The 23,976-nt window shown below is 70.3% G+C and carries 22 protein-coding genes and 1 tRNA gene; 10 read left to right on the top strand and 13 right to left on the bottom strand.

What is annotated here, in order from left to right; all coding sequences use genetic code 11:
• Positions 1 to 11: 11 nt before the first annotated feature.
• The 3 genes from ACZ7NC_RS30855 to ACZ7NC_RS30845 form a co-directional block, all read right to left on the bottom strand.
• Complete coding sequence (locus ACZ7NC_RS30855) at positions 12 to 317, bottom strand: hypothetical protein (protein WP_471492778.1); 306 nt, start codon at positions 315 to 317, stop codon at positions 12 to 14.
• A 95-nt stretch (positions 318 to 412) separates the two neighbouring features.
• On the bottom strand, positions 413 to 1,003 hold the full coding sequence (locus tag ACZ7NC_RS30850; RefSeq protein ID WP_471492777.1) for a TetR/AcrR family transcriptional regulator: 591 nt from the start codon (positions 1,001 to 1,003) through the stop codon (positions 413 to 415).
• Positions 1,000 to 2,526, bottom strand: a complete 1,527-nt coding sequence (locus ACZ7NC_RS30845; protein WP_471492776.1) for a 3-hydroxyacyl-CoA dehydrogenase — start codon at positions 2,524 to 2,526, stop codon at positions 1,000 to 1,002. Before ACZ7NC_RS30845 ends, ACZ7NC_RS30850 begins: the two co-directional genes overlap by 4 nt.
• A gap of 160 nt (positions 2,527 to 2,686) precedes the next feature.
• Here ACZ7NC_RS30845 and paaN point away from each other — a divergent pair, with 160 nt between their 5' ends.
• Positions 2,687 to 4,378, top strand: coding sequence for a phenylacetic acid degradation protein PaaN (gene paaN / locus ACZ7NC_RS30840; protein ID WP_471492775.1), 1,692 nt, complete (start codon positions 2,687 to 2,689; stop codon positions 4,376 to 4,378).
• On the opposite strand, the gene ACZ7NC_RS30835 is transcribed toward paaN, so the two are convergent.
• Genes ACZ7NC_RS30835 through ACZ7NC_RS30825 form a run of 3 tightly spaced genes read right to left on the bottom strand, consistent with a single transcriptional unit; the run spans position 4,375 to position 7,117 of the window.
• The gene (locus ACZ7NC_RS30835) at positions 4,375 to 5,109 is read right to left on the bottom strand and encodes a TrmH family RNA methyltransferase (RefSeq protein ID WP_471492774.1); all 735 of its coding nucleotides are present in this window, start codon (positions 5,107 to 5,109) and stop codon (positions 4,375 to 4,377) included. The genes paaN and ACZ7NC_RS30835 overlap by 4 nt on opposite strands.
• Complete coding sequence (locus ACZ7NC_RS30830) at positions 5,106 to 6,332, bottom strand: HTTM domain-containing protein (protein WP_471492773.1); 1,227 nt, start codon at positions 6,330 to 6,332, stop codon at positions 5,106 to 5,108. Before ACZ7NC_RS30830 ends, ACZ7NC_RS30835 begins: the two co-directional genes overlap by 4 nt.
• Positions 6,329 to 7,117: a DUF5819 family protein gene (locus tag ACZ7NC_RS30825; protein ID WP_471492772.1), complete on the bottom strand. Its 789-nt coding sequence runs from the start codon at positions 7,115 to 7,117 to the stop codon at positions 6,329 to 6,331. Before ACZ7NC_RS30825 ends, ACZ7NC_RS30830 begins: the two co-directional genes overlap by 4 nt.
• A gap of 281 nt (positions 7,118 to 7,398) precedes the next feature.
• Here ACZ7NC_RS30825 and ACZ7NC_RS30820 point away from each other — a divergent pair, with 281 nt between their 5' ends.
• Positions 7,399 to 8,532: an acyl-CoA dehydrogenase family protein gene (locus tag ACZ7NC_RS30820; RefSeq protein WP_471492771.1), complete on the top strand. Its 1,134-nt coding sequence runs from the start codon at positions 7,399 to 7,401 to the stop codon at positions 8,530 to 8,532.
• Positions 8,533 to 8,584: 52 nt separating this feature from the next.
• Here the strand turns inward: ACZ7NC_RS30820 and ACZ7NC_RS30815 are convergent, their stop codons facing one another.
• The 4 genes from ACZ7NC_RS30815 to ACZ7NC_RS30800 all read right to left on the bottom strand — a co-directional run bounded on the left by ACZ7NC_RS30815 (position 8,585) and on the right by ACZ7NC_RS30800 (position 12,197).
• A complete protein-coding gene (locus tag ACZ7NC_RS30815) occupies positions 8,585 to 8,932 on the bottom strand; it encodes a rhodanese-like domain-containing protein (protein WP_471492770.1) in 348 nt (115 codons plus the stop codon).
• A gap of 123 nt (positions 8,933 to 9,055) precedes the next feature.
• Complete coding sequence (locus ACZ7NC_RS30810) at positions 9,056 to 9,973, bottom strand: J domain-containing protein (protein ID WP_471492769.1); 918 nt, start codon at positions 9,971 to 9,973, stop codon at positions 9,056 to 9,058.
• A gap of 132 nt (positions 9,974 to 10,105) precedes the next feature.
• Positions 10,106 to 11,611 (bottom strand): DUF2252 domain-containing protein, encoded by a 1,506-nt coding sequence (locus ACZ7NC_RS30805; RefSeq protein WP_471492768.1) that lies wholly within the window; start codon positions 11,609 to 11,611, stop codon positions 10,106 to 10,108.
• Positions 11,612 to 11,831: 220 nt separating this feature from the next.
• The gene (locus tag ACZ7NC_RS30800) at positions 11,832 to 12,197 is read right to left on the bottom strand and encodes a winged helix-turn-helix transcriptional regulator (RefSeq protein WP_471492767.1); all 366 of its coding nucleotides are present in this window, start codon (positions 12,195 to 12,197) and stop codon (positions 11,832 to 11,834) included.
• 178 nt (positions 12,198 to 12,375) lie between these two features.
• Between ACZ7NC_RS30800 and ACZ7NC_RS30795 the strand changes: the two genes are divergently transcribed.
• Entirely contained in the window at positions 12,376 to 13,026 is a 651-nt protein-coding gene (locus ACZ7NC_RS30795; protein WP_471492766.1) for an FMN-dependent NADH-azoreductase, read from the top strand.
• Positions 13,027 to 13,162: 136 nt separating this feature from the next.
• Here ACZ7NC_RS30795 and ACZ7NC_RS30790 read toward each other — a convergent pair whose 3' ends face one another.
• Positions 13,163 to 13,462 (bottom strand): hypothetical protein, encoded by a 300-nt coding sequence (locus tag ACZ7NC_RS30790; protein ID WP_471492765.1) that lies wholly within the window; start codon positions 13,460 to 13,462, stop codon positions 13,163 to 13,165.
• A 302-nt stretch (positions 13,463 to 13,764) separates the two neighbouring features.
• On the opposite strand from ACZ7NC_RS30790, the gene ACZ7NC_RS30785 reads away from it, so the two are divergent.
• Positions 13,765 to 14,127, top strand: a complete 363-nt coding sequence (locus ACZ7NC_RS30785; RefSeq protein ID WP_471492764.1) for a DUF1304 domain-containing protein — start codon at positions 13,765 to 13,767, stop codon at positions 14,125 to 14,127.
• A gap of 158 nt (positions 14,128 to 14,285) precedes the next feature.
• Here the strand turns inward: ACZ7NC_RS30785 and ACZ7NC_RS30780 are convergent.
• A tRNA-Leu gene (locus tag ACZ7NC_RS30780) sits at positions 14,286 to 14,372 on the bottom strand.
• A gap of 527 nt (positions 14,373 to 14,899) precedes the next feature.
• Here ACZ7NC_RS30780 and ACZ7NC_RS30775 point away from each other — a divergent pair.
• The 6 genes from ACZ7NC_RS30775 to pknB all read left to right on the top strand — a co-directional run bounded on the left by ACZ7NC_RS30775 (position 14,900) and on the right by pknB (position 23,095).
• Positions 14,900 to 15,769 (top strand): FhaA domain-containing protein, encoded by an 870-nt coding sequence (locus tag ACZ7NC_RS30775; RefSeq protein ID WP_471492763.1) that lies wholly within the window; start codon positions 14,900 to 14,902, stop codon positions 15,767 to 15,769.
• 10 nt (positions 15,770 to 15,779) lie between these two features.
• Positions 15,780 to 16,295 (top strand): FHA domain-containing protein FhaB/FipA, encoded by a 516-nt coding sequence (locus ACZ7NC_RS30770; RefSeq protein WP_471492762.1) that lies wholly within the window; start codon positions 15,780 to 15,782, stop codon positions 16,293 to 16,295.
• 90 nt (positions 16,296 to 16,385) lie between these two features.
• Positions 16,386 to 17,972, top strand: a complete 1,587-nt coding sequence (locus ACZ7NC_RS30765; RefSeq protein WP_471492793.1) for a Stp1/IreP family PP2C-type Ser/Thr phosphatase — start codon at positions 16,386 to 16,388, stop codon at positions 17,970 to 17,972.
• A gap of 28 nt (positions 17,973 to 18,000) precedes the next feature.
• Entirely contained in the window at positions 18,001 to 19,455 is a 1,455-nt protein-coding gene (locus tag ACZ7NC_RS30760) for an FtsW/RodA/SpoVE family cell cycle protein (protein ID WP_471492761.1), read from the top strand.
• Positions 19,452 to 20,930 carry a peptidoglycan D,D-transpeptidase FtsI family protein gene (locus ACZ7NC_RS30755; RefSeq protein WP_471492760.1) on the top strand — a complete coding sequence of 493 codons (1,479 nt, stop codon included), beginning with the start codon at positions 19,452 to 19,454 and terminating at the stop codon, positions 20,928 to 20,930. The genes ACZ7NC_RS30760 and ACZ7NC_RS30755 overlap by 4 nt, the downstream gene beginning before the upstream one ends.
• A 170-nt stretch (positions 20,931 to 21,100) precedes the next feature.
• Positions 21,101 to 23,095, top strand: coding sequence for a Stk1 family PASTA domain-containing Ser/Thr kinase (gene pknB / locus ACZ7NC_RS30750; RefSeq protein WP_471492759.1), 1,995 nt, complete (start codon positions 21,101 to 21,103; stop codon positions 23,093 to 23,095).
• A gap of 104 nt (positions 23,096 to 23,199) precedes the next feature.
• Here the strand turns inward: pknB and ACZ7NC_RS30745 are convergent, their stop codons facing one another.
• Entirely contained in the window at positions 23,200 to 23,964 is a 765-nt protein-coding gene (locus tag ACZ7NC_RS30745; RefSeq protein WP_471492758.1) for a class E sortase, read from the bottom strand.
• Between the last annotated feature and the right edge of the window lie 12 nt (positions 23,965 to 23,976).

Genomic DNA, 23,976 nt, shown 5'->3' with positions numbered 1-23,976 from the left:
CGGGCCCGGCGTCAGCCCGAGGCCATCGCCATGGCCATCATCACCAGGAACACCAGCGGAAGGAATGCGCACACGAGAGCAGAACAGGCCGCCGTGATCCGCAGCATCCGCGCCGACCGGCGATGCGGCAGCGTCCAGGCGATCGCAAGCAGGACGATTCCCCCGTAGAGCATCGCTTCGAGGCCGCTGACGTAGCTGTCGGTGCCGTACATGCTGCACTCCCACACGAGGAGCGGCAGTCCGAACAGCGTGGCCACGAGAGGCGCCCTCCACCATGTCGGGTCGGTGGCGAAGAGCTGCGCATCGTTCTCGGTCATGCGTCACAGCTCACCAGCGGCGGCCGTCCGCGGACATCGGACGGCGGACTCATCCGTCCACGCGCGCGTACTCAGACCACCCTGGCAGCAGGCGGTCAGCCCGCCTGCCGCAACCCCCCGAAGACCAGCCGCACCACCGTGTCGGCCACCTCGCGTTCGTTCATGCCCCGGCCGTCGGGGCGGTACCACTCCACGATCGAGTTGACCATGCCGAAGACGAGCCGGGTCGCGAGCCGTACCTCCACGTCGGCGCGTACCTCGCCGTCCGCGGCGGCCGCCTTGAGGAGCTCAGCGACCTGGTGGTCGAAGTCGCGGCGCCGTTCCAGGGCCCAGCGCTCGGTGCCGGTGTTGCCGCGCACGCGCAGCAGCAGCGTGACGTACGGCAGCTCGGATATGAGCACCTCGACCATGCGGCGTACGACGTACTCCAGCCGGTCGGCGGCGTGCCCCACGCGCGCGTGCTCCTCGTCGAGGATCCCGAAGAGCCCGTCGAGCGCCCGGCTGACGGCTCGGCGCAGCAGCTCCTCCTTGCCCGTGACGTGGTGGTAGATCGACGACTTGGAGATACCGGCCGCCTTGGAGAGGTGCTCCATGGAGGTGCCGTCGTAACCGCGCTCGTTGAAGACCCGCACGGCGACGGAGAGCAGTGTCTCCGGGGTGTACGTGTCGCGCTTGGCGGTGGTCATGAGGTGCTGCCCTCCCGCTTGTCGGAGGCGTACGCGTGGCGGTACAGCGCGAGGGACGGAGCGTAGCGACCGGACGGCTCGCGTACGTGCAGCTCGTCCAGGACGTCGTACGCCCAGCCGCGGCCGAGCTTGCGGCTCCATTCGAAGGGCCCCATGGGGTAGTTCACGCCGAGCCGCATCGCGGTGTCGATGTCCTCCTCGGTGGCCACGCCCTTGGCGACGGCATCGTGCGCCAGGTCGACGACCCGGGCGACCGTGCGGGCGACGATCATGCCGGGGACGTCTCCGATGACGCTGACGGCCTTGCCGAGCGCCTGGAAGAGCCCGATGGCCTCGGCGAGGGTCTGCGAGGCGGTGTCCTGGGAGGCGGACAGGGCGATCCGGGTGGCCCGGCGGTAGTCGAGGGCGAGATCGAAGTAGACGACGTCCCGGAACTCCACCGACGTCTGGCCGTCGGCGAGCGCCAGCTGACCGCCGCTGGGCAGCACCAGACGGGTGCCGTGGTCCTCTTCCTCCTCGCGCACCGGAATGCCCGCCTCGCGGATCAGCGCGAGCAGCTCGGCGGCGGGGCCCAGGTCGCCCTCGGCGACGACGTAGGCGGGCTGCGGGGCCTTCTCCGCGGTGTGCGGCTCGTCCCGCTCGGCGGCCCCGGTCCCGTCGGAGTAGTCGTACCAGCCGTGTCCGCTCTTACGGCCGAGGCGCCCGGACTCGACCAGGCGCCGCTGGGCCAGCGAGGGCGTGAAGCGCACGTCCTGGAAGAAGGACTGCCACACGGACCGCGTGACGGACTCGTTGACGTCCTGCCCGATCAGGTCGGTGAGCTCGAACGCGCCCATTCTGAAACCACCGCACTCGCGCAGCACCGCGTCGATGGTGGCCGGATCGGCACCCTGCGCCTCGTAGACCGCGAAGGCCTCCGCGTAGAAGGGCCGGGCGATGCGGTTGACGATGAAGCCGGGGGTGTCGGCGCAGGCGACCGGCGTCTTGCCCCAGGCGCGTGCCGTCTCGTACGCGCGCGTGGCCGACGTGACGTCGGTGGCGAACCCGGAGACGACCTCGACCAGCGGCAGCAGCGGCGCGGGGTTGAAGAAGTGCAGGCCGACGAAGCGGCCGGGACCGGCCAGGGCGCCGCCGATGGCCGTGACGGACAGGGACGAGGTGTTGGTGGCGAGCAGGCAGTCCTCGTCGACGACGCCCTCCAGCTCGCGGAACAGCTCCTGCTTGACGTCGAGGCGCTCCAGGACGGCCTCCACGACCAGGGCGCAGTCCGCGAGCTCCGCGAGGGACTCGGCGGGCAGCAGCCGGGCGCGGGCCGCGTCACGGTCGGCCGCGGTGAGGCGGTCCTTCTCGACGAGCCGGTCGAGGCGTGCGCCGATCGCGTCGGCCGCGTCCTGGGCCCGCCCGGGAACGGTGTCGTACAGCCGTACGGGATGGCCGGCGACCAACGCGACCTGGGCGATGCCCTGGCCCATGGTGCCGGTGCCGACGACGGCCACGGGGCTGCTGAGGTCGAGAGCTGTCATGGGCGCGATCCTCCCGCACGGGGTTTTCCACAGATGCGGCGGACCCCCTTGAACCGACCGATCGTTCGGTTACTCTAACTCTGACTGGCTGTTTCTGCCCATGTTTCTGCCCAGGTCATGAGCTCGACGAAGAGCTCTGGAAACGAGGAGTTGGTCTCGCATGGCCGCCGAACTGACCACCCACGAGCTGATCGCCAAGCACCGGCCCACCCTCGACCAGGCGCTGGAGGCCATCCGCACGCGCGCGTACTGGTCGCCGCACCCCGAGCACCCCAAGGCCTACGGTGAGAACGGCAGTCTGGACGCGGCGGCGGGCAAGGCCGCCTTCGACGCCCTCCTCGGAGGCCGCCTCGACCTCGGCCAGCCCGGCACCGACGACTGGGTGGGCGGCGAAGTGTCGCCGTACGGCATCGAGTTGGGCGTCGAGTACCCGCACGCGGACATCGACACGCTGCTGCCCGCCATGAAGGCCGGCCGGCGCGCGTGGCGGGACGCGGGCGCGGAGATGCGCGCGGTGGTGTGCGTGGAGATCCTCAAGCGGATCAGCGACCGGACGCACGAGTTCGCGCACGCGGTCATGCACACCTCCGGCCAGGCCTTCATGATGGCCTTCCAGGCGGGCGGGCCGCACGCACAGGACCGCGGTCTGGAGGCGGTCGCGTACGCCTACGTCGAGCAGGTCCGCACCCCCGACACCGCGGAGTGGACCAAGCCGCAGGGCAAGCGCGACCCGCTGGCGCTGAACAAGCAGTTCACGCCGGTCCCGCGCGGTATCGCCCTGGTCATCGGCTGCAACACCTTCCCGACCTGGAACGGCTACCCGGGCCTGTTCGCCTCCCTCGCCACCGGCAACGCGGTCCTGGTCAAGCCCCACCCGCGCGCGGTGCTGCCGCTCGCGCTCACCGTGCAGGTCGCGCGCGAGGTGCTCGCCGAGGCGGGCTTCGACCCGAACCTGGTCGCGCTGGCCGCCGAGCGGCCTGGCGAGGGCATCGCCAAGGCGCTGGCCACCCGCCCCGAGATCAGGATCATCGACTACACCGGTTCCACCGTGTTCGGCGACTGGCTGGAGGCCAACGCCCGCCAGGCGCAGGTCTACACGGAGAAGGCCGGCGTCAACACGGTGATCGTCGACTCCACCGCCGACTACAAGGGGATGCTGTCCAACCTGGCCTTCTCGCTGTCCCTGTACAGCGGCCAGATGTGCACCACCCCGCAGAACCTGCTCATCCCGCGCGACGGCATCCGCACCGAGGAGGGTCCCAGGACCTTCGACGAGGTCGTCGCCGACCTCGCCCGCGCGGTCGACGGCCTCCTCGGCGACGACGCCCGCGCGAACGCGCTGCTCGGCGCGATCGTCAACCCCGACGTCAAGGCCCGCCTGGAGGCCGCCGCCGGCCTCGGAGAGGTCGCCCTCGCCTCCCGCGAGATCGCGAACCCCGAGTTCCCTGACGCGGTCGTGCGCACGCCCGTGATCGTCAAGCTCGACGGGGCCAAGCCGGACGACGAGGCCGCGTACATGAGCGAGTGCTTCGGGCCCGTCTCGTTCGCCGTGGCGGTCGACTCGGCCGCCGATGCGGTGGAGTTGCTGCGCCGGACCGTGCGGGAGAAGGGCGCGATGACCGTCGGGGCGTACACCACCGACGAGGAGGTCGAGGCCTCGATCCAGGAGGTGTGCCTGGAGGAGGCGGCCCAGTTGTCGCTGAACCTCACGGGCGGGGTCTACGTCAACCAGACGGCCGCGTTCTCCGACTTCCACGGGTCCGGTGGCAACCCGGCGGCCAACTCGGCACTCACCGACGGGGCGTTCGTCGCGAACCGGTTCCGGGTCGTCGAGGTGCGCCGGGAGGCCTAAAGGCCGCTGAGGCTCCAGTGGTACAGCGTCATCGCCACACTGGTGGCGAGGTTGTAGCTGGAGACCTGCGGACGCATGGGCAGAGCCACCAAGTGGTCGGCACGCGCGCGTAGTTCGGCCGACAGGCCGCTTCGCTCCGATCCGAAGGCGAGGACGGCGTCATCCGGGAGCTTGATCCCCCGGATGTCGTCGCCCTCCGGGTCCAGGGCGAAGACCGGCCCGGGTGGCAGCTCATCCACGGCCAGCCGCTCCACCGCCGTCGCGAAGTGCAGGCCCGCCCCGCCGCGTACGACCGTCGGATGCCAGGGGTCGAGGGTGCCGGTCGTGACCACGCCGGTCGCGCCGAAGCCGGCGGCCAGGCGGATCACGGCGCCCGCGTTGCCCAGGTTGCGGGGGTTGTCGAGTACCACCACGGGGGCGGTGCGGGGGGTGTGCGCCAGCTTCTCCAGGTTGGTGGCGCGGGACGGTCGTACGGCCAGGGCGGCCACCGCGGTGGGATGCGGGCGCGGCACCAGGGACGTGTACGTCGACTCCGGGACCTCCGTCAGGAGCGCGGCCAGGGCGTCCCGCACGTCCGGTGCCAGCTCCTCGGCGAGGGCCAGGGCGGCCTCCCGGTCGACGGCGACCGCGACCGGGACCTCGGCTCCGAAGCGCACGGCGTGCTTCAAGGCATGGAAGCCGTCGAGCAGGACGGAGCTCTGGGCGAGCCGGTTCCAGGTGGTCACGGTCATGCCGTGAAGCCTACGTGCGCGTGCTCGGGGTTCTCCGGGGTGCGCGGTCCGGGGAGGGGCTCATGGTCGTCGCCGCTGGGGACCAGACGCGACAGGCGTCCACGCGCGCGTGCCGCCCAGCTGCCGAGGCGGCGCAGGAACGTCGTCGGCAGGAACACCGCGTCCGCCGCGATCATCGCCAGCGAGAAGAACGGCAGCCCGAGGACGACCGCGATCATGGCGTGCTCGGTGATCATCGCGGCGAGGAGGGCGTTCTTGACTCGCCGGTTGAACAGCGTGAACGGGAAGGCGACCTGCACGATGACCGTGCCGTAGGTGATGAGCATCACCATCGTGCCGCTGGAGGACAGCAGGTCGGCGAGGGCGGGCCAGGGCGAGAAGTAGTCGAGGTGCAGCGGGTAGTAGACGGCGGTGCCGTCCTGCCAGCGGGAGCCCTGGATCTTGTACCAGCCGGCGGTCGCGTAGATCAGACACGCCTCGGCCATGATCACCAGCAGTGCGCCGTTGTGCACGATGTTGCCGATGACGTCCAGCAGGATGCGGGGCTCGGCGGTCCGCGCGCGGCGGCCCACGATCCACCCCACCGCCTGCGCCAGCCAGACGCCCCACAGGATCACCGGCACCGTCAGGTCGCCGTCGAGCCGCCCCGCGGCGGTCGCGGCGACCAGCGCGAACCCGAACACGCCCCACAGGGCCGGGCCCACCCGGTCCGGCGCGACGCGCTCGCCACGCGCGCGTGCCTCGCGCGCGAGCCGGGCCCGGCGCTCGTCCAGCGACCAGACCTGTCCGCAGCGCGTGAAGACGAGGTAGACGCACATCAGGTGCAGCACGTTGTCGCCGCCGTCGCCCATGAAGATGGAGCGGTTCTGCAGCGACAGCACGCCGACCATGAACAGCACGGACATCGTGCGAGTGCGCCAGCCGAGCAGCAGCAGAACGCTGGTCAGGACGGCGAAGGCGTAGACGCTCTCGAACCAGAACCCGCCACTCGACCAGATCAGCGCGGTGAAGGAGCCGTTCGTCCCGATCAGCTGCTGGGCGAGGTCGAAGTTCCAGGGGCCGTCGGGGCCGTACAGCTCCCGGCGATGCGGGAACTCGCGCAGCAGGAACAGCAGCCAGGTCGCGGTGAAGCCGATGCGGATGACGGCCGTCTGGTACGGGCCGAGGGCGGACTCGGTGACGCGGGCGATGGCGGAGGAGATCGCGAGGGCGAGGCGGTTCACCGGGCGCCTCCCGTGCCGGTCCCGGCCGCTTCGGCGGTCTCGTCCTCAGGGATCCCCCACCAGGGCAGCACACGGTAGGTGGCCTTGTCCGAGATCTGCTCGTCGCTCCACTTCGGCGGGGGCACGTTCGTGGTGCGGGAGCGGACCTGGACGCGTTCGACGGCGCCGCCCGCGCCGGCCGCGTCCACCCGGTCGAGGCGCAGCCGCACTATGTGCCGCAGATAGGTCTCGGACAGGGCGCCGCGCAGACCGACGGGGCGGTTCTGGGCGTCGTGGGTGGCGGCGAAGAAGTCCCAGGCGCGGCGCAGCTCGTTCTGCTGGGTGTGGCTTGGCAGGAGATTGCCGTCGATGGCCCGGCCGTCCTGGGCGGACAGGTCGTACCAGCCCGTCGTGCGCGTCGCGCCGGCGGCCGTGCTGACCTGGGCACGGACCTGTACGGAGATGTTCTGCTGGAGCGGGTTGGGGGCGAACAGCTTCCAGTTCTGCTCGAACTCCGGGTATATCCAGTCGTCGATCGCCTGACCGTGCTGTTTGGTGACCGTGTTCGGCGGGGTGACGTGCAGAAAGACCATCCCCACATGGACACAGACGGCGATGGCCACGACCGCGAGGGCGAGCGCGGCGCCGACCTGGTATCGCGGTGAGAGGGCGGCCACACCCGTGCGGGATTCCGGTTCCGGTTCGGGGAGCGGCGGGGCAGCGGGGGGCGCGACGGCAGACGGAGCGTCCTGAGGCTCCTGGTCCGGCCCGTGCCGGGCGGCCGAGCCTGCGTGGTGCGCGTCCATCGTGCCCCGTCTCCCGATTCCGCTCTGCTTTTCTCGGCGCTCGCACGGGAACGGTACTCAGGCCCACGCGCCGGGCACAGCCCCTGGCGGCCAGCCGTTGCCCACACCATACGGGGGCCCCAGGGGGCCGCACGGGCACTCTGCGTGACCTCGCGGAACCCGCACGCGGAGCCGCACGCGGAGCCGCACGCGGCGCCCGTACGCGGAGCATTCCCTTCTTCTAGAACCTGTTCTATCTTGACGCACCGTCAGATCGCCGTGCGTGTGGAAGGGCAGGGACCGTGGACTTCACCTTCACCGAGGAGCAGCAGGCGGCGGCCGAGGCGGCGCGCGGGGTGTTCGCCGGGGTCGCGCCTGACGCGGTGCCCTCTCCCGCGCTCACCCCGGGCGCCGTCGCCGACGACTTCGACCGGCCGCTGTGGGGCCGCCTCGCGGCCGCGGACCTGCTGAGCCTGCTGCTCACGGAGGAGTACGGCGGCGCGGGCCTCGACCCCGTCGCGCTGTGCCTGGTGCTGCGTGAGTCGGCGAAGGTACTGGCCCGGATGCCACTGCTGGAGAGCAGCGCGGCGACGGCCGCCGTCCAGGCGTACGGCGGCCGTGAACTCAAGGCCGGGCTGCTGGCGCGGGCGGGGCGCGGTGAGGTCGTGCTGACGGTCGCCGCGCACGGCCGCACCGGCCATGACCCGGCCGAGCTCGCGGTGACGGCACGGCAGGACGGTTCCGGGTGGGTGCTGGACGGCGTGCAGACCGCGGTGCCCTGGGCCTACGACGCCGATCTCGTCGTCGTACCGGCCCGTACGGCCGCCGATCGGACCGTCCTCGCGCTGGTGCCGCCCGGCGCGCAGGGGGTCTCGCTCGCCGAGCAGTTCTCGACCAGCGGGGAGCGGCTGGCCGAGCTGCGGCTGGAGTCGGTGCGGCCGGCGGAGCGGTACGTCATCGACGCCGAGGGGGCGTGGGAGTGGCTGCGGGAGCTGCTGGCCACGGGGACGTGTGCGCTGGCGCTCGGGCTGGGGGAGCGGGTGCTGGGGATGACGTCCGAGTACGCGAGCAAGCGGGAGCAGTTCGGTCATCCCATCGCCACGTTCCAGGCGGTCGCCGTGCAGTGCGCTGACCGCTACATCGACCTGCGCGCGATGGAGACCACGCTGTGGCAGGCCGCGTGGCGCATCTCCTCGGGGGCATCGGGCGCGCTGCCCGCCTCCGGCGATGTGGCCGTGGCCAAGATCTGGGCCTCGGAGGGCGTACGCCGGGTCGTGCAGACGGCACAGCATCTGCACGGCGGCTTCGGCGCCGACGTCGACTATCCGCTGCACCGGTACCACGCCTGGGCCAAGCACCTGGAGCTGGCGCTCGGCCCGGCGGCGGCACACGAGGAGGCGCTGGGAGATCTGCTGGCGGCGCATCCGCTGGGGTGACGGGTCTCTCCGGCTCCGGCGGCTGAAAGGCTCCAGGAGCGATGGCCGGACCTCAGAGGACGAAGCCGGGCTGCCCCTCGTCGTTCACCACGGGACGTCCGAGCGCCGCCCACACCTGCATGCCACCGTCGACGTTCACCGCGTCGACGCCCTGCTGGGCCAGGTACATCGCGACCTGCGCCGAGCGGCCACCGGAGCGGCAGATCACATGGACGCGGCCGTCCTGCGGCGCGGCCTCGGTCAGCTCGCCGTAGCGGGCCACGAACTCGCTGATGGGAATGTGCAGTGCGCCTTCGGCGTGGCCCGCCTGCCATTCGTCGGCCTCGCGGACGTCGAGGAGGAAGTCGTCGTCCTTGAGGTCATTGACCTCGACGGTGGGTACGCCTGATCCGAAATGCATGTCACTGACGCTACCTGACGGGTGGGGTGGGTCGGGGGCCCGTGCGGGGGAGGGCGGGTCCGCGGTCGGGTCGGGAGCCTGCGGGTCCAGTCGTGGCTTGTCGAGCAGCCCGCGCCCCCGAGGTCAGGCTTGCGGCCCCTGCCCGAGCAGTGCCGCCAGCTCCGCCTCCCGCTCCGCCACCTGGGCCAGGAGCTGGTCGGCGATCTCGTCGAGGAGGCGGTCGGGGTCGTCGGGGGCGAGGCGGAGCATCGCGCCGATCGCGCCCTCCTCCAGTTCCTTGGCGACCAGGGTGAGCAGCTCCTTGCGCCGGGCGAGCCATTCGAGGCGGGCGTAGAGCTCCTCGCTGGGGGTCGGGCCCTGCTCCTTCGGCGCGGGTCCCGCGGCCCACTCCTCGGCCAGCTCCCGCAGCAGCACCTCGTCGCCGCGGGCGTAGGCGGCGTTGACGCGGGTGATGAACTCCTCACGCCTGGCCCGCTCCGCATCCTCCTGGGCGAGGTCGGGGTGGGCCTTGCGGGCCAGCTCGCGGTAGAGCTTGCGGGCCTCGTCGCTGGGGCGCACCCGCTGCGGGGGCCGCACCGGCTGGTCCGTGAGCATCGCCGCGGCCTCCGGGAACAGTCCACCGCCGTCCATCCAGCCGTGGAACAGCTCCTCGACACCGGGCATCGGCATCACCCGGGCGCGTGCCTCGTCGGCCTTGCGGATGTCCTCGGGGTCGCCGGTGCGGGCGGCGACCGCCTCGGCGATCCGGGCGTCCAGCTCGTCGAGACGGGCGTACATCGGGCCGAGCTTCTGGTGGTGCAGCCGGGAGAAGTTGTCCACCTCGACGCGGAAGGTCTCCACCGCGATCTCGTACTCGATCAGCGCCTGCTCGGCGGCCCGCACGGCACGCTCCAGCCGCTCCTCGGGTCGCTCTGCCGCGTCCTCGGCCGTCACCTGCGCCTCACCACCCTGCTCAGCTCCACCGACGGGCACCTCGGCACCGCCCGGCGCCCCCGCACCAGCGGGCTCGGCCTGGGACTGCTCAGCTTCCGGCGTCATCACCCGCCCAGCGTAGGCCACGGCGGGGCCGGCGCTTCGAATACTCCGGTCCCGTCTGTGGTGCGGCCCTCTCCCTGGTCCTCCGCGAGATCGACGTACTTCACCGAGCCCGCTCCCCGGACGAACCGCCGCCCCTCACACCCCCGTCTCCGCCGCGATCCGCCCCGCCCGCACCGCCTCCAGCAACGCGGCGTGGTCCGCCTCCGTGCGGTCGGCGTAGGTGACGGCGAAGGTGGCGATCGACTCGTCCAATTCCTCGTTCTTGCCGCAGTAGCCGGAGATCAGGCGGGGGTCGGCGCTGTGGGAGTGGGCGCGGGCCAGGAGGGCACCGGTCATGCGGGCGTAGTCGTCTATCTGGTCGGTGGCCAGCGCGGCCGGGTCGACGCTGCCCTTTCTGTTGCGGAACTGGCGTACCTGGAAGGGGAGCCCGTCGACCGTCGTCCAGCCCAGCAGGATGTCGCTGACCACCTGCATCCGCTTCTGGCCGAGGACCACGCGCCGTCCCTCGTGGTCCGGCTCCGGCACCTCGAAGCCGGCCGTCACCAGATGCGGGACCAGGGCCGAGCGGCGGGCCTCCTTCACCTGGAGGACCAGCGGCTCGCCCCGGTGGTCCAGGAGCAGGACGACATACGAGCGGGTGCCCACGCTGCCCGTGCCGACCACTCGGAACGCCACGTCGTGCACCGCGTGGCGGGAGAGGAGGGGGTGTCGGTCCTCGGAGAGCGTCGTGACGTAGCTCTCCAGCGACGCCGCCACGGCCGCCGCCTCCTCGTCCGGGACCCGGCGCAGCACCGGCGGCGCGTCGACGAAGCTGCGGCCGCCGTCCTCGGTCGGCGCCGTCGACTTCGCCGCGAAGCGACCGCTGGTGTTGGCCCGCGCCTTCTCCGCGACCCGCTCCAGCGTGCCGAGCAGGTCATGGGCGTCGGTGTGGGAGACCAGCTCCTCGTCCGCGATCGCGTTCCACGCGTCCAGCACCGGAAGCTTGGCCAGCAGGCGCATGGTGCGCCGGTAGGAACCGACCGTGTCGTGCGCGGCCTTGCGGCACGCGTCCTCGTCCGCGCCGGCCTCCCGGCCCGCGAGCACCAGCGAGGTGGCGAGCCGCTTGAGGTCCCACTCCCAGGGGCCGTACAGGGTCTCGTCGAAGTCGTTCAGATCGATGACCAGGCCGCCGCGCGGGTCGCCGTACAGGCCGAAGTTCGCCGCGTGCGCGTCGCCGCAGATCTGGGCGCGGATCCGGGTCATGGGGGTGCGGGCGAGGTCGTACGCCATGAGCCCCGCCGAGCCGCGCAGGAAGGCGAAGGGCGTCGCCGCCATCCGGCCGACCCTTATCGGCGTGAGCTCGGGAAGCCGGCCGAGGTTGGACTCCTCGACGGCGGCCACTGCGTCGGGGCGGGCGGCGTCCAGGTCGAGAACCGCGTGCTCGGAACGCGGCACCCGCCTGCGCAGCGCCTTCCCCTCCTCCTTGGGCGACCCACCGCCGGGCCACTCGGCGAAGCCGCGCACGCGGGGCAGCCGACGCGCCGTGGCTCCCGAGCGCACCACGGACTCCGGCCGCGCCCCGGACCCCGACGTCGAGCCCGCCGCCCCCGCTGCCGCCCCCGCTGCCGCCTCCGCCGCAGCCTCCGCACCGACCTCGGTCATAGCGACCGCCTCCCCCGCTCACGCAAGAACATCAACACGAACATCAACTCGTGCCGACGTTACAACCGGTGGCCGGAAACGCGTCAGACCCTGTGGACAACTCCATGCCTGTGGAAAACCGCGCCTGTGGAAAACCGCACGAAGCGCAGCCCCGGGCACCGCCCTCAGCAGCTCAGCGGCGTCCGCCCGGCTGCCTCAGCAGCCCCTCGGTGCGACTGCCTCAACAGCCCTCCGCCCGCTCCCCGTCCGGCAGATACTTCTCCGCCCATCCCCCGAGCTCGGAGAGCGCGGGCTTGAGCGCGGCGCCCGCCTCTGTCAGCCGGTACACGACCCGCAGCGGCGGCCCTTCGTACACCTCGCGCACGACAAGTCCCGCTGCGGCCAGTTCGGTGAGCCGGTCGGAGAGCATGCGCTCGCTGATGCCGGGGATCGCCCGGCGCAGGGCGACGAAGTGGGCGGGCCCCGCGGTCAGGACGGACACGATCGGGCCGGTCCAGCGCTTTCCGAGCAGCTGGAAGACGCGTGCGATGCCCGCGTCGACCCGCTTGCACTCCACTACGTCGTGATCCTGCTCACCCGTCGCCATGGGTCCAGGGTACTGCTCTACCGTATGGGGGTGAAAAAAAGTAAGCGACTGTGTTATTCATAGTCGAGTACGAAGTTTCAGTCACAGCGGGAAGGTACGTCCCGCGCGCCTGCCTCCCCTGCCGCTCCCTCCCCTACCTCCCTCCTTCCCTTCCTTTCCTTCCTTCTGGAGAGACCCCATGGCAACGCTCCTGCACATCGACTCCTCCGTCTTCCCTGCCGATGCCTCGTCCTCCCGCGCCATCACCGACGCCTTCCGCCGCACCTGGCAGGAACAGCACCCCGACGGCATGGTGATCCACCGCGACCTCGCCGCGCACCCCGTGCCGCACATCACCGCTCACGCCCACACCGCCGGTTTCGCCGATCCGGCCACGCACACCCCGGAGCAGGCCGCCGCCTTCGCCGAGCGCGTGAAGCTGATCGAGGAGCTGGAGAGCGCGGACGCCGTGCTGATCGGCGCCCCGATGTACAACCTGACGATCCCGTCGACGCTGAAGGCATGGCTGGACAACGTGGTCCTGTTCGGCCGTACCGCGGGCAACGCCCAGTCGGTCAAGGGCACCCCGGTCACCGTCGTCGCCAGCCGCGGCGGCGCGTACGGCCCGGGCACGCCGCGCGAGGGCTACGAGTACGTGCAGAACTATCTGTCGGCCGTCCTGGCCGACTTCCTCGGCACCGACCTCGACTTCATCGTCCCGGAGCTCACCATGGCCCCGGCCAACCCGGAGATGGCCGACCTGGTCCCCCTCTTCGAGGCCTCCCGCGAGCGTGCCCTCGACGAGGCCACCGCGAAGGCGAAGCGACTGGCCCAGCTGCTCGCGGCGTAGGCAGTCACCGGCGTCGACGTCCCGGCTCGCGCGCGGCTCTGCCTTCGCGATCCGAACCACACGCGCGCGTGGAGCCCGTTCGCGCCAGCCGGGCCCCACGCGCGCGTGCCGGGAAGTCGCGTCACCCCACCCCACCTCACCGGGAGCCGTCGGCTCCCCGCACCGACACCCCGCTCACAGCCACCCCTGTTGAGCTCGCCGACCCCGACCCGGCCCCCGACGTACCCCCGTTACGCCGCGAACCCCGGGCGTCCGCGAGCGGCGCACCGCCGAACAGCCCGTGAGGCATCCCGAACAGCGCCATGCCGGGCCGGTACGGCTTGTAGTCGTCGACGCCGACCGAGTGCGGCACGTAAGGGCTGCCGGAGTCCAGCAGCAGGCCACCCGAGTGCTCGACGACGTACACCTCCGACTGCGCGCCCCCGCCAGCGACCATCAGCGACGGCGCACCCGACGGCGGCGCAGACGCTCAGACCCGGTGCGGGCTGAGATCCGTGACCAGGACCGGCGACAGCGCGAAGGCGACACAGCCGAGCCAGAACAGCACGTCCCACCGCACATGGGATGCCCGAGCTGCCCGGCCTGCCCGGCTCCAATCTCGCGTCGGTCAGTCGGCCGCCGCTTCGCCCGAACGGCCACCGTCCCCCGCCCGCGGACCCGGCGCCTCGGCCGAAAGACCGACCGGCCAAAGGACGGAGAGACCCACCGCCGGACCCACCCCACCGGCAAAATCACCGCATGCACACGATCTCAGTGGTCCTCGTCGCCCTCATGGCGCTGCTGCACGTCTACATCCTGGTCCTGGAGATGTTCCTGTGGCAGCGCGGCCCCGGCCGCCGCTTCTCCGGGTTCGACGCCGACCTGGCCCGCACCACCGCGCCGCTGGCTGCCAACCAGGGTCTCTACAACGGCTTCCTGGCCGCCGGCCTGGTCTGGGGTCTGATCGCCGACGACCCGACCGGCCACCGGGCCCAGATCTTCTTCCTGTCCTGCATAGTCGTCGCCGGCGTCTACGGCGCGGCAACCGCCAACCGCCGCATCCTCTTCGCCCAGGCGCTGCCCGCCGCCGTGACCCTCGCCACGGTCATCGCGGCCGGCTGAGCCCCCGACCGGTGCCGACCGGTGCCGACCCGTGCCGTGGCCTGAGAGCTTCATCACAGGTCACGGCGCCAAGACACCGCAGCACGGCACAGCGTGGCGAACGCAACAGAAAACACAACAGAAGAGGCGGCATCGTGTCTACGATGCCGCCTCTTCGGTGGTGCGCGAGGGGGGAGTTGAACCCCCACGCCCTTGCGGGCACTGGAACCTGAATCCAGCGCGTCTGCCTATTCCGCCACCCGCGCATTGGGTGTGTCCTCGGGCTCTTCCCTTGCGGTCCGGCGCCTTCCGACACCGAGAACATTAGCATGCCGGCCAGGGTGGGTTCACATCCCTTATCCCCAGGCAGCCGCCGTGCAGCCACCGCTCAGGCGCCGCTCACGCGCCGCTCAGGCGCCCACCAGCGCAGTCGCCGGCCGCCGTCCGGCAGCGACCGATCCGCGGTGCCCTCCGCTCCGTATCAACGAGAACCTGTTCACGTATCAACCTCGTACCGGTCCTGGGCATCTCCCCAGGAGCGGGTCGGGGTCCACAGTCAGGTGCGGGACACTGGTCTGCGGCCCCCTCTACGATCCATGGCAAGACTGTGTCCTTGAGGAGTTCGAAGGGGAGCTCCGAAGGGAACTTCGAGGGCGTCGACACCCGTCGACCGGGCCGACAGGGGGAACCAGCCGATTTACCGGCGCGTGGATACGATCAGTAAGCAGTACCAGGTAAGGCAGTGCCCGCCCAGCGGGATGCAGGACGAAGCAGGCTACGGAGGAGGTGCCCCATGGGAGTCCTGAAGAAGTTCGAGCAGCGTCTCGAAGGTCTGGTCAACGGCACCTTCGCCAAGGTGTTCAAGTCCGAGGTCCAGCCGGTCGAGATCGCGGGAGCGCTCCAGCGCGAGTGCGACAACAACGCCACCATCTGGAACCGCGACCGCACGGTCGTCCCCAATGACTTCATCGTGGAGCTGAGCACGCCGGACTACGAGCGGCTCAGCCCCTACTCCGGCCAGCTCGGCGACGAGCTCGCCGGTATGGTCCGCGACTACGCGAAGCAGCAGCGCTACACCTTCATGGGACCGATCAAGGTCCACCTGGAGAAGGCCGACGACCTCGACACCGGCCTGTACCGCGTCCGCAGCCGCACGCTCGCCGGCTCCACCAACCAGCAGGGCCAGCAGGGCCCCGCACCCGCCGCCCCGGCCGGGCGGCCCGGCGGCGCCCAGGGCGGCTACGGCTATCCGCAGCCCGCCGCGCCCACGGGCGCCCCGCCCATGCCGGCCGCGCCGCCGCCCGGCGGACGCCCCGGCGGCTACGGCTACCCGCAGCCCGCGGGCGGCCAGCGTCCTCCCGCCGCACCCGCGGCCGGCGGCCGCACCCGCTACTGGATCGAGATCAACGGCACCCGCCATCAGATCTCCCGTGCGACGCTCGTGCTGGGCCGCAGCACCGACGCCGACGTGCGGATCGACGACCCCGGCGTCTCCCGCCGGCACTGCGAGATCCGGACCGGAACGCCCTCGACGATCCAGGATCTCGGGTCCACCAACGGCATCGTGGTGGACGGGCAGCACACCACCCGCGCTACGCTCCGCGACGGCTCGCGGATCGTCGTGGGCAGCAGCACCATCATTTACCGGCAAGCCGAAGGGTGAAGCGGGGGCAATGTCAGAGCTGACCCTCACGGTCATGCGGCTGGGTTTCCTGGCCGTACTGTGGCTGTTCGTGATCGTGGCCGTGCAGGTCATCCGCAGCGACCTCTTCGGTACGCGCGTCACCCAGCGCGGCGCCAGGCGAGAAGCCGGACGGCAGCAGCAGGCCGCCCGGCAGGCGGCGGCGCCGCCGCAGCAGCGCGGCCAGCAGAGCGGCGGCCGCCAGCGCCGTAACGCCCCCTCCAAGCTGGTTGTGACCGAGGGCACCCTCACCGGCACCACCGTCGCACTCCAGGCCCAGACCATCACCCTGGGCCGGGCACACGACAGCACGATCGTGCTGGACGACGACTACGCCTCCAGCCGGCATGCCAGGATCTACCCGGACCGCGACGGCCAGTGGATCGTCGAGGACCTGGGCTCCACCAACGGCACGTACCTCGACCGAACGCGGCTGACGACCCCCACACCGATTGCGCTGGGCGCGCCGATCCGCATCGGCAAGACCGTCATCGAGCTGCGGAAGTAGTACGACAATGAGCGAGCGGAGCGAGCACGCAGCGGTGGCCCACACCACGGGCCCCGGCGCGCTCCCGACCGGAGGGTGGGCACCGTGCGGATGTACCCGGAGCCGACGGGCGAGGTGCGCATGAGTCTGTCACTGCGCTTCGCCGCCGGATCGCACAAAGGCATGATCCGGGAGGGCAACGAGGACTCCGGATACGCCGGTCCCCGCCTGCTCGCCATCGCCGACGGCATGGGCGGCGCGGCCGCGGGCGAGGTCGCCTCCTCCGAGGCGATCTCCACCATCGTCGCCCTCGACGACGACATCCCCGGCTCCGACATCCTCACCTCCCTCGGTACGGCCGTACAGCGCGCCAACGACCAGCTGCGCGCCATGGTCGAGGAGGACCCCCAGCTGGAGGGCATGGGCACGACGCTCACGGCCCTGCTGTGGACCGGGCAGCGCCTCGGCCTCGTACACGTCGGCGACTCGCGCGCGTACCTGCTGCGCGACGGCGTCCTCACCCAGATCACGCAGGACCACACCTGGGTGCAGCGGCTGGTCGACGAGGGCCGCATCACCGAAGAGGAAGCCACCACCCACCCCCAACGCTCCCTGCTGATGCGGGCGTTGGGCAGCGGCGAACACGTCGAGCCCGACCTCTCCATCCGTGAAGTCCGCGCCGGCGACCGCTACTTGATCTGCTCCGACGGCCTCTCCGGCGTCGTCTCCCACCAGACGCTCGAGGACACCCTCGCCAGCTACCAGGGCCCCCAGGAGACCGTGCAGGAGCTCATCCAGCTCGCGCTGCGCGGCGGCGGCCCCGACAACATCACCGTGATCGTCGCGGACGTCCTCGACCTGGACACCGGCGACACCCTGGCCGGGCAGCTGTCCGACACCCCGGTCGTGGTCGGCGCGGTCGCCGAGAACCAGCAGCACCACCTGCACGACAACGGCATCATGCAGACCCCCGCGGGCCGCGCCTCCGGGCTCGGCCGCCAGGTGCCCGGGCAGGGCGGCGGGGGCGGCGAGTTCGGCCCGCCCGGCTCCGGCGACACCACCGGCTACGCCCCGGCGGGCAGCTTCGGCGACTACACCGACGACGACTTCGTCAAGCCCCGCAAGGGCCGCAAGTGGCTGAAGAGATCCTTCTACTCGGCCCTCGCGCTCGCCGTCATCGGCGGCGGCCTGTACGGCGGCTGGCGCTGGACGCAGACCCAGTACTACGTCGGCACCAACGAGGAACACGTCGCCCTGTACCGCGGGATCAGCCAGGACCTGGCCTGGGTCTCGCTCTCGAAGGTGGAGAAGGATCACCCCGAGATCGAACTCAAGTACCTGCCGCCGTACCAGCGCAAACTCGTCGAGGGGACCATCACCGAGGGCGGCCTGAAGGACGCCCAGGCGAAGATCGACGAGCTCGCCCTGCAGGCCTCCGCGTGCCAGAAGCGGTCCGAGCAGCAGGCCGCCGAGAGCGCCAAGAACTCCAAGACCGGCGAGGGCGAGGCCGGAGGTACCACGGGAACCACCCGTACCTCCCTTACGTCCAAGGCGACACCGACGCCGAATCCCTCGGCGTCCACCAAGTCCCCGCCCCCGTCCTCCTCCACCTCCCCGACACCGACTGCGACGCCAAGCCCCGGCCCCACTCTCTCGGAGGAAGAGCAGAAGGTCGTCACGAACTGCGGTACGCAGTAGGCAAGCCGTGAGAGGCCACGTCACATCCATGAGCGGTACGAATTCAACGCACTCGCCGACGCACCACACGTCCACGATCGGCGCGATCGGCGCGCCGAGCAGGCGGAACACCGAGCTCGCGTTGCTGGTGTTCGCGGTCGTCATTCCGGTCTTCGCCTACGCCAATGTGGGCTTGGCGATCAATGACCAGGTACCGGCCGGCCTGCTGAGCTACGGACTCGGGCTCGGCCTCCTGGCCGGCGTCGGCCATCTCGCCGTACGCAAGTTCGCGCCGTACGCGGACCCTCTGATGCTGCCGCTGGCCACCCTGCTGAACGGCCTCGGCCTGGTCGTGATCTGGCGGCTTGACCAGTCGAAGCGACTCCAGCAGAGCAACAGCTTCGTCGAGGCGGCACCGCGCCAGTTGCTGTACTCCGCGATGGGCGTCGCCCTGCTGGTGGCAGTGCTGATCTTCCTCAAGGACCACCGCGTCCTTCAGCGCTACACCTACATCTCCATGGCCGCCGCGCTGTTCCTGCTGATCCTGCCGCTGGTACCCGGGCTCGGCGCGAACATCTACGGCGCCAAGATCTGGATCAAGATCCCCGGCCTCGGCACACTCCAGCCCGGTGAGTTCGCGAAGATCATCCTCGCGGTCTTCTTCGCCGGCTATCTCATGGTGAAGAGAGACGCCCTGGCCCTGGCCAGCCGTCGCTTCATGGGGCTCTACCTGCCGCGTGGCCGCGACCTCGGCCCGATCCTCGTCGTCTGGGTGATCTCGATCCTCATCCTGGTCTTCGAGACCGACCTCGGTACGTCGCTGCTGTTCTTCGGAATGTTCGTCATCATGCTGTACGTCGCCACCGAGCGGACCAGCTGGATCGTCTTCGGTCTGCTGATGTCCGCGGTCGGCGCCGTCGGTGTGGCGAGCTTCGAGTCCCACATCCAGACGCGTGTGCAGGCCTGGCTCGACCCCGCGCGCGAGTTCCAGCTCAGCCGCTCCGGTATCAGCGACGGCGTCGTCCACTCCGAGCAGGCCATGCAGGCCCTGTGGGCCTTCGGCTCGGGCGGCACCCTCGGGACCGGCCTCGGTCAGGGCAACTCCGACCTCATCGGCTTCGCCGCCAACTCCGACTTCATCCTCGCCACCTTCGGCGAGGAAATGGGCCTGGCCGGCGTCATGGCGATCCTGCTGCTCTACGGCCTGATCGTGGAACGCGGCGTGCGCACGGCGCTCGCCGCCCGCGACCCGTTCGGCAAACTGCTGGCCGTCGGCCTGTCCGGCGCTTTCGCCCTCCAGGTCTTCGTCGTCGCCGGCGGTGTCATGGGCCTCATCCCGCTGACCGGTATGACGCTGCCCTTCGTGGCGTACGGCGGTTCCTCCGTCATCGCCAACTGGGCTCTGATCGGCATCCTGCTCCGCATCAGCGACACCGCCCGCCGCCCCGCGCCCACCCCCGCGCCCAACCCCGACGCCGAGATGACCCAGGTGGTCCGTCCGTGAACAAGCCCCTACGCCGGATTGCGATCTTCTGCGGAATCCTCGTCCTGGCACTGCTCATCCGCGACAACTGGATCCAGTACCTCCAGGCCGATGAGTTGAGGACGGACAAGAACAACCGCCGCGTCGTCATCGAGCGCTACGGCACCCCCCGCGGCGACATAATCGTCGACGGCAAGGCGATCACCGGCTCGGACGAGACCTCCGGCAGCGACTTCAAGTACAAGCGCACCTATACGAACGGCCCCATGTGGGCGCCTGTCACCGGATACGCCTCGCAGGCCTTCGGCGCCAACCAGCTGGAGTCCCTCGAGGACGGCATCCTGACCGGCAACGACGACCGGCTGTTCTTCCGCAACACCCTCGACATGCTCACCGGCAAGGAGAGGGAGGGCGGCAACGTGGTCACCACCCTCAGTGGCGCCGCGCAGAAGGCCGCTTACGAGGGTCTGAAGAAGCAGGGCGGCAAGGGCGCCGTCGCGGCCATCGAGCCGTCCACCGGCAAGATCCTGGCGCTGGCCTCCTACCCGTCGTACGACCCCTCGTCCTTCGCCGGCAACTCCACGACGACCGACACCGAGGCGTGGCAGAAGCTCCAGAAGAAGACCAACCCGGACGACCCGATGCTCAACCGCGCGCTGCGCGAGGTCTACCCGCCCGGCTCGACCTTCAAGGTCGTCACCGCGGCCGCGGCGCTGGAGAACGGGCTGTACACGGACGCGGACGCGAAGACGAACTCGCCGGACCCGTGGGTCATGGAGGGCACCACCACCAAGCTGCCGAACGAGGGCAACATCCCCTGCAAGAACGCGACGCTGCGGGTCGCCCTCCAGTACTCCTGCAACACCGTCTTCGGCAAGATCGGCTCCGACCTCGGCAACGACAAGATGCTGGAGACGGCCAAGAAGTTCGGCTTCACCGAGGAGCAGTTCACGCCGACCCGCTCCAGCGCGTCCGTCTTCTCCGACAACATGAACCCCTCGCAGACCGCGCTGTCCTCCATCGGCCAGTTCAACACCGCCGCCACCCCGCTGCAGATGGCGATGGTCGCCTCGGCGGTCGCCAACGACGGCACGCTGATGAAGCCGTACATGGTCGACGAGCTCCAGACCAACAACCTCGACGCCATCGAGAAGACCGAGCCCGAGGAGCTGAGCGAGCCGCTGTCGGCTAAGAACGCGCAGATCCTGCAGTCGATGATGGAGACAGTCGTCCAGGACGGAACCGGTAAGAACGCGCAGATCAGCGGCGTGAAGGTCGGCGGCAAGACCGGTACCGCCCAGCACGGTGTGGACAACAGCGAGAACCCCTACGCGTGGTTCATTTCCTACGCCAAGCTCAGCGACAACAGCTCGCCGGTAGCCGTGGCCGTGGTGATCGAGGACGACAACGCCGTCCGCGACGACATCTCCGGCGGCGGACTCGCGGCGCCCATCGCCAAGAGCGTCATGGAGGCGGTCATCGGCAACAAGAAGTGACCCCGCTCACGCCCCCTTCACATCGGTGCACGTTGCGATACCGGTCCTGTATCGGGTTACGGGCTTGGCCAGGTCACACAAGATGAGCCGGGTACGGTATGCCCGGACGGCACACCGCCACACCCACAAGGGTGAGGTCGGGACCGACGGAGAGGGCTGGTAGGTAGCTTATGGAAGAGCCGCGTCGCCTCGGCGGCCGGTACGAGCTGGGCCAGGTGCTCGGCCGTGGTGGCATGGCCGAGGTCTACCTCGCGCATGACACCCGGCTCGGCCGCACCGTGGCGGTGAAGACGCTGCGCGCGGACCTCGCGCGCGACCCGTCCTTCCAGGCCCGGTTCCGCCGAGAGGCCCAGTCGGCCGCCTCGCTCAACCATCCCGCGATCGTGGCGGTCTACGACACGGGCGAGGACTACATCGACAACGTCTCGATCCCGTACATCGTCATGGAGTACGTCGACGGTTCCACGCTCCGTGAGCTGCTTCACTCCGGCCGCAAGCTGCTGCCGGAGCGCGCCATGGAAATGACCATCGGCATCCTCCAGGGTCTGGAGTACGCCCACCGCAGCGGCATCGTCCACCGCGACATCAAGCCGGCGAACGTCATGCTGACGCGCAACGGCCAGGTCAAGGTGATGGACTTCGGCATCGCCCGCGCCATGGGCGACTCCGGCATGACGATGACCCAGACCGCCGCCGTGATCGGCACCGCCCAGTACCTCTCGCCGGAGCAGGCGAAGGGCGAGCAGGTGGATGCCCGCTCGGACCTCTACTCCACGGGCTGCCTGCTCTACGAGCTCCTCACGGTCCGCCCTCCCTTCGTCGGCGACTCCCCGGTCGCGGTCGCCTACCAGCACGTACGGGAAGAGCCCCAGGCCCCGTCGGTCTTCGACCCCGAGATCACGCCCGAGATGGACGCGATCGTGTTGAAGGCCCTGACGAAGGACCCCAACTACCGCTACCAGTCGGCCGACGAGATGCGCGCCGACATCGAGGCCTGCCTCGACGGCCAGCCCGTCGCCGCGACGGCCGCGATGGGTTCGGTGGGCTACGGCGGCTACCCGGACGACCAGCCGACCACGGCCCTGCGCTCCGCGGACGCCGGCGCCACGTCGATGCTGCCGCCGATGAACCCGGACGACGGCGGCTACGGCTACGACGACCGCCCGGACCGCCGCCGCCAGAAGAAGTCCAACACCTCGACGATCCTGCTGGCCGTCGCGGCCGTACTGGTCCTCGTCGGCGCGGTCCTCATCGGCAAGTGGGTCTTCGACGGCGAGAACGCGAGCAACAGCCAGGTGGCCGTCCCGGACCTCGTCGGCGAGACCGAGGGCAGCGCGAGGGATCTGCTCACCAACATCGACCTCAAGCTGGGTACCGTCACGAAGAAGGAGTGCGCGGACCAGCCCAAGGGCAAGATCTGCGACCAGGCCCCTGAGCCCAAGTCCAAGCTCGACAAGGGTTCCGAGGTCGACGTCGTGGTGTCGACAGGTGCGCCGAAGGTGACGGTGCCGAGCGTGATCGGCCTGAGCCTCGATGACGCCAAGTCGAAGCTCACGGCCGACGACTACCAGTTCGAGATCAAGACCGAAACGCGTGAGGTCTCCTCCGACGAACCCGGCACTGTCCTCGACCAGGACCCGCGGCGCGGCGAGGAGGTCGAGAAGGGCACCACGATCACCCTCACCGTCGCCAAGGAGGAGGAGAAGGCCACCGTGCCGGACGTCCTCGGCAAGTCCTGCGACGAGGCGAAGGCGCAGATGACGGCCAACGAACTGGTCGGCACCTGCACCGAGGTCGAGACCCAGGACCCGAACCAGGTCGGCAAGGTCATCTCGACCTCGCCCGAGGCGGGCAGCGAGGCCGACAAGAACTCCACGGTGACCATCCAGATCGGCAAGCAGGCCAAGCAGAAGACCCCGGTGCCGAGCGTCGTGGGTCAGACGGTGGGCCAGGCCAAGCAGACTCTGGCGGCAGCCGGCTTCACCAACATCCAGTTCGCCAACGGCAGTGACCAGAGCGACACGGCCTTCGTCACGGACCAGGACCCCAAGGGCAACCAGCAGGTTGACGACCCGGCGAACACCCAGATCACGCTGACCACCGTGGGCTTCGGCAACAACGGCGGGAACAACGGCGGGAACGGCGACGGAGGAATCTTCGGCTAGACCCGAGCGCTCGCCATGAGGCCTCGGCACCTTTGAAGGGTGCCGAGGCCTTGTTGTTGTGGCGAATCGTTGTTCTGGCGAACCGTCGTTCTGGCGAATCTCCGTCAGCCGCGCAGCTCCTCCGGCGCCGTCCGCTCCTCGTCCACCTTCTCCACCCGCTCCAGCTCCCCCCACACCACATACCGGTACCGGCTCGTGTACACCGGCGTGCATGTCGTCAGCGTGATGTAGTGGCCCGCCTTCTTCCGGCCCGACTCCTTCGGGACGGCGGAGAGGACCTGGACGTTGTACTTCGAGGTCTCGGGAAGGACGGCGTAGACCTTGTAGACGAACCACTTGTCCTTCGTCTCGAAGACGATCGGGTCGCCCTGCTTGAGCTTGTGGATGTTGTGGAACTTCGCGCCATGACCGTCACGGTGTGCGGCGAGGGAGAAGTTGCCCTTCTTGTCCGAGGTGGGCAGGGTCGCCTTGACCGGGTCGGTGTAGTAGCCGGCGACGCCGTCGTTGAGGATCTTCGACGTCGTGCCCTTCTCGACCAGGATCTCGCCCGTGCTCATCGCGGGGACGTGCAGGAAGCCGATGCCGTTCTTGGCGTCGTACTCGGCGGGTCGGCCCGAGTCCTCGTCCTGGTGGGCCCAGATGTCACGGACCTTGTCGGCCTGCTTGTCCGCCGCGCGGTCGGCGACAACGTTCGTCCACCAGAGCGAATAGACGACGAACAGGCCCAGCACCAGGCCCGCCGTGATGAGGAGTTCGCCGAAGACGCTGACCGCCATCGCGATCCGGCCCATTCCGCGGCGGCGAGCCGGGGGGCGCCGTGACGCGGGAGCGGCCGTGTGATCTTCCGTGCCCTCGGTGGTCGCTGCCACTTTTCATCTGCC

Source organism: Streptomyces sp. NPDC111802, from assembly GCF_055634335.1.
Note: the sequence above shows the minus strand (reverse complement) of the source record. Positions and strands in the feature narration are given on the sequence as shown.

What these genes read in the sequence shown, in the direction of transcription:
- ACZ7NC_RS30855 (WP_471492778.1), bottom strand. Translation starts at nt 317, where the DNA reads ATGACCGAGAACGATGCGCAGCTCTTCGCCACCGACCCGACATGGTGG.
- ACZ7NC_RS30850 (WP_471492777.1), bottom strand. Translation starts at nt 1,003, where the DNA reads ATGACCACCGCCAAGCGCGACACGTACACCCCGGAGACACTGCTCTCC.
- ACZ7NC_RS30845 (WP_471492776.1), bottom strand. Translation starts at nt 2,526, where the DNA reads ATGACAGCTCTCGACCTCAGCAGCCCCGTGGCCGTCGTCGGCACCGGC.
- paaN (WP_471492775.1), top strand. Translation starts at nt 2,687, where the DNA reads ATGGCCGCCGAACTGACCACCCACGAGCTGATCGCCAAGCACCGGCCC.
- ACZ7NC_RS30835 (WP_471492774.1), bottom strand. Translation starts at nt 5,109, where the DNA reads ATGACCGTGACCACCTGGAACCGGCTCGCCCAGAGCTCCGTCCTGCTC.
- ACZ7NC_RS30825 (WP_471492772.1), bottom strand. Translation starts at nt 7,117, where the DNA reads ATGGACGCGCACCACGCAGGCTCGGCCGCCCGGCACGGGCCGGACCAG.
- ACZ7NC_RS30815 (WP_471492770.1), bottom strand. Translation starts at nt 8,932, where the DNA reads ATGCATTTCGGATCAGGCGTACCCACCGTCGAGGTCAATGACCTCAAG.
- ACZ7NC_RS30805 (WP_471492768.1), bottom strand. Translation starts at nt 11,611, where the DNA reads ATGACCGAGGTCGGTGCGGAGGCTGCGGCGGAGGCGGCAGCGGGGGCG.
- ACZ7NC_RS30800 (WP_471492767.1), bottom strand. Translation starts at nt 12,197, where the DNA reads ATGGCGACGGGTGAGCAGGATCACGACGTAGTGGAGTGCAAGCGGGTC.
- ACZ7NC_RS30795 (WP_471492766.1), top strand. Translation starts at nt 12,376, where the DNA reads ATGGCAACGCTCCTGCACATCGACTCCTCCGTCTTCCCTGCCGATGCC.
- ACZ7NC_RS30790 (WP_471492765.1), bottom strand. Translation starts at nt 13,462, where the DNA reads ATGGTCGCTGGCGGGGGCGCGCAGTCGGAGGTGTACGTCGTCGAGCAC.
- ACZ7NC_RS30785 (WP_471492764.1), top strand. Translation starts at nt 13,765, where the DNA reads ATGCACACGATCTCAGTGGTCCTCGTCGCCCTCATGGCGCTGCTGCAC.
- ACZ7NC_RS30775 (WP_471492763.1), top strand. Translation starts at nt 14,900, where the DNA reads ATGGGAGTCCTGAAGAAGTTCGAGCAGCGTCTCGAAGGTCTGGTCAAC.
- ACZ7NC_RS30770 (WP_471492762.1), top strand. Translation starts at nt 15,780, where the DNA reads ATGTCAGAGCTGACCCTCACGGTCATGCGGCTGGGTTTCCTGGCCGTA.
- ACZ7NC_RS30765 (WP_471492793.1), top strand. Translation starts at nt 16,386, where the DNA reads ATGTACCCGGAGCCGACGGGCGAGGTGCGCATGAGTCTGTCACTGCGC.
- ACZ7NC_RS30760 (WP_471492761.1), top strand. Translation starts at nt 18,001, where the DNA reads ATGAGCGGTACGAATTCAACGCACTCGCCGACGCACCACACGTCCACG.
- pknB (WP_471492759.1), top strand. Translation starts at nt 21,101, where the DNA reads ATGGAAGAGCCGCGTCGCCTCGGCGGCCGGTACGAGCTGGGCCAGGTG.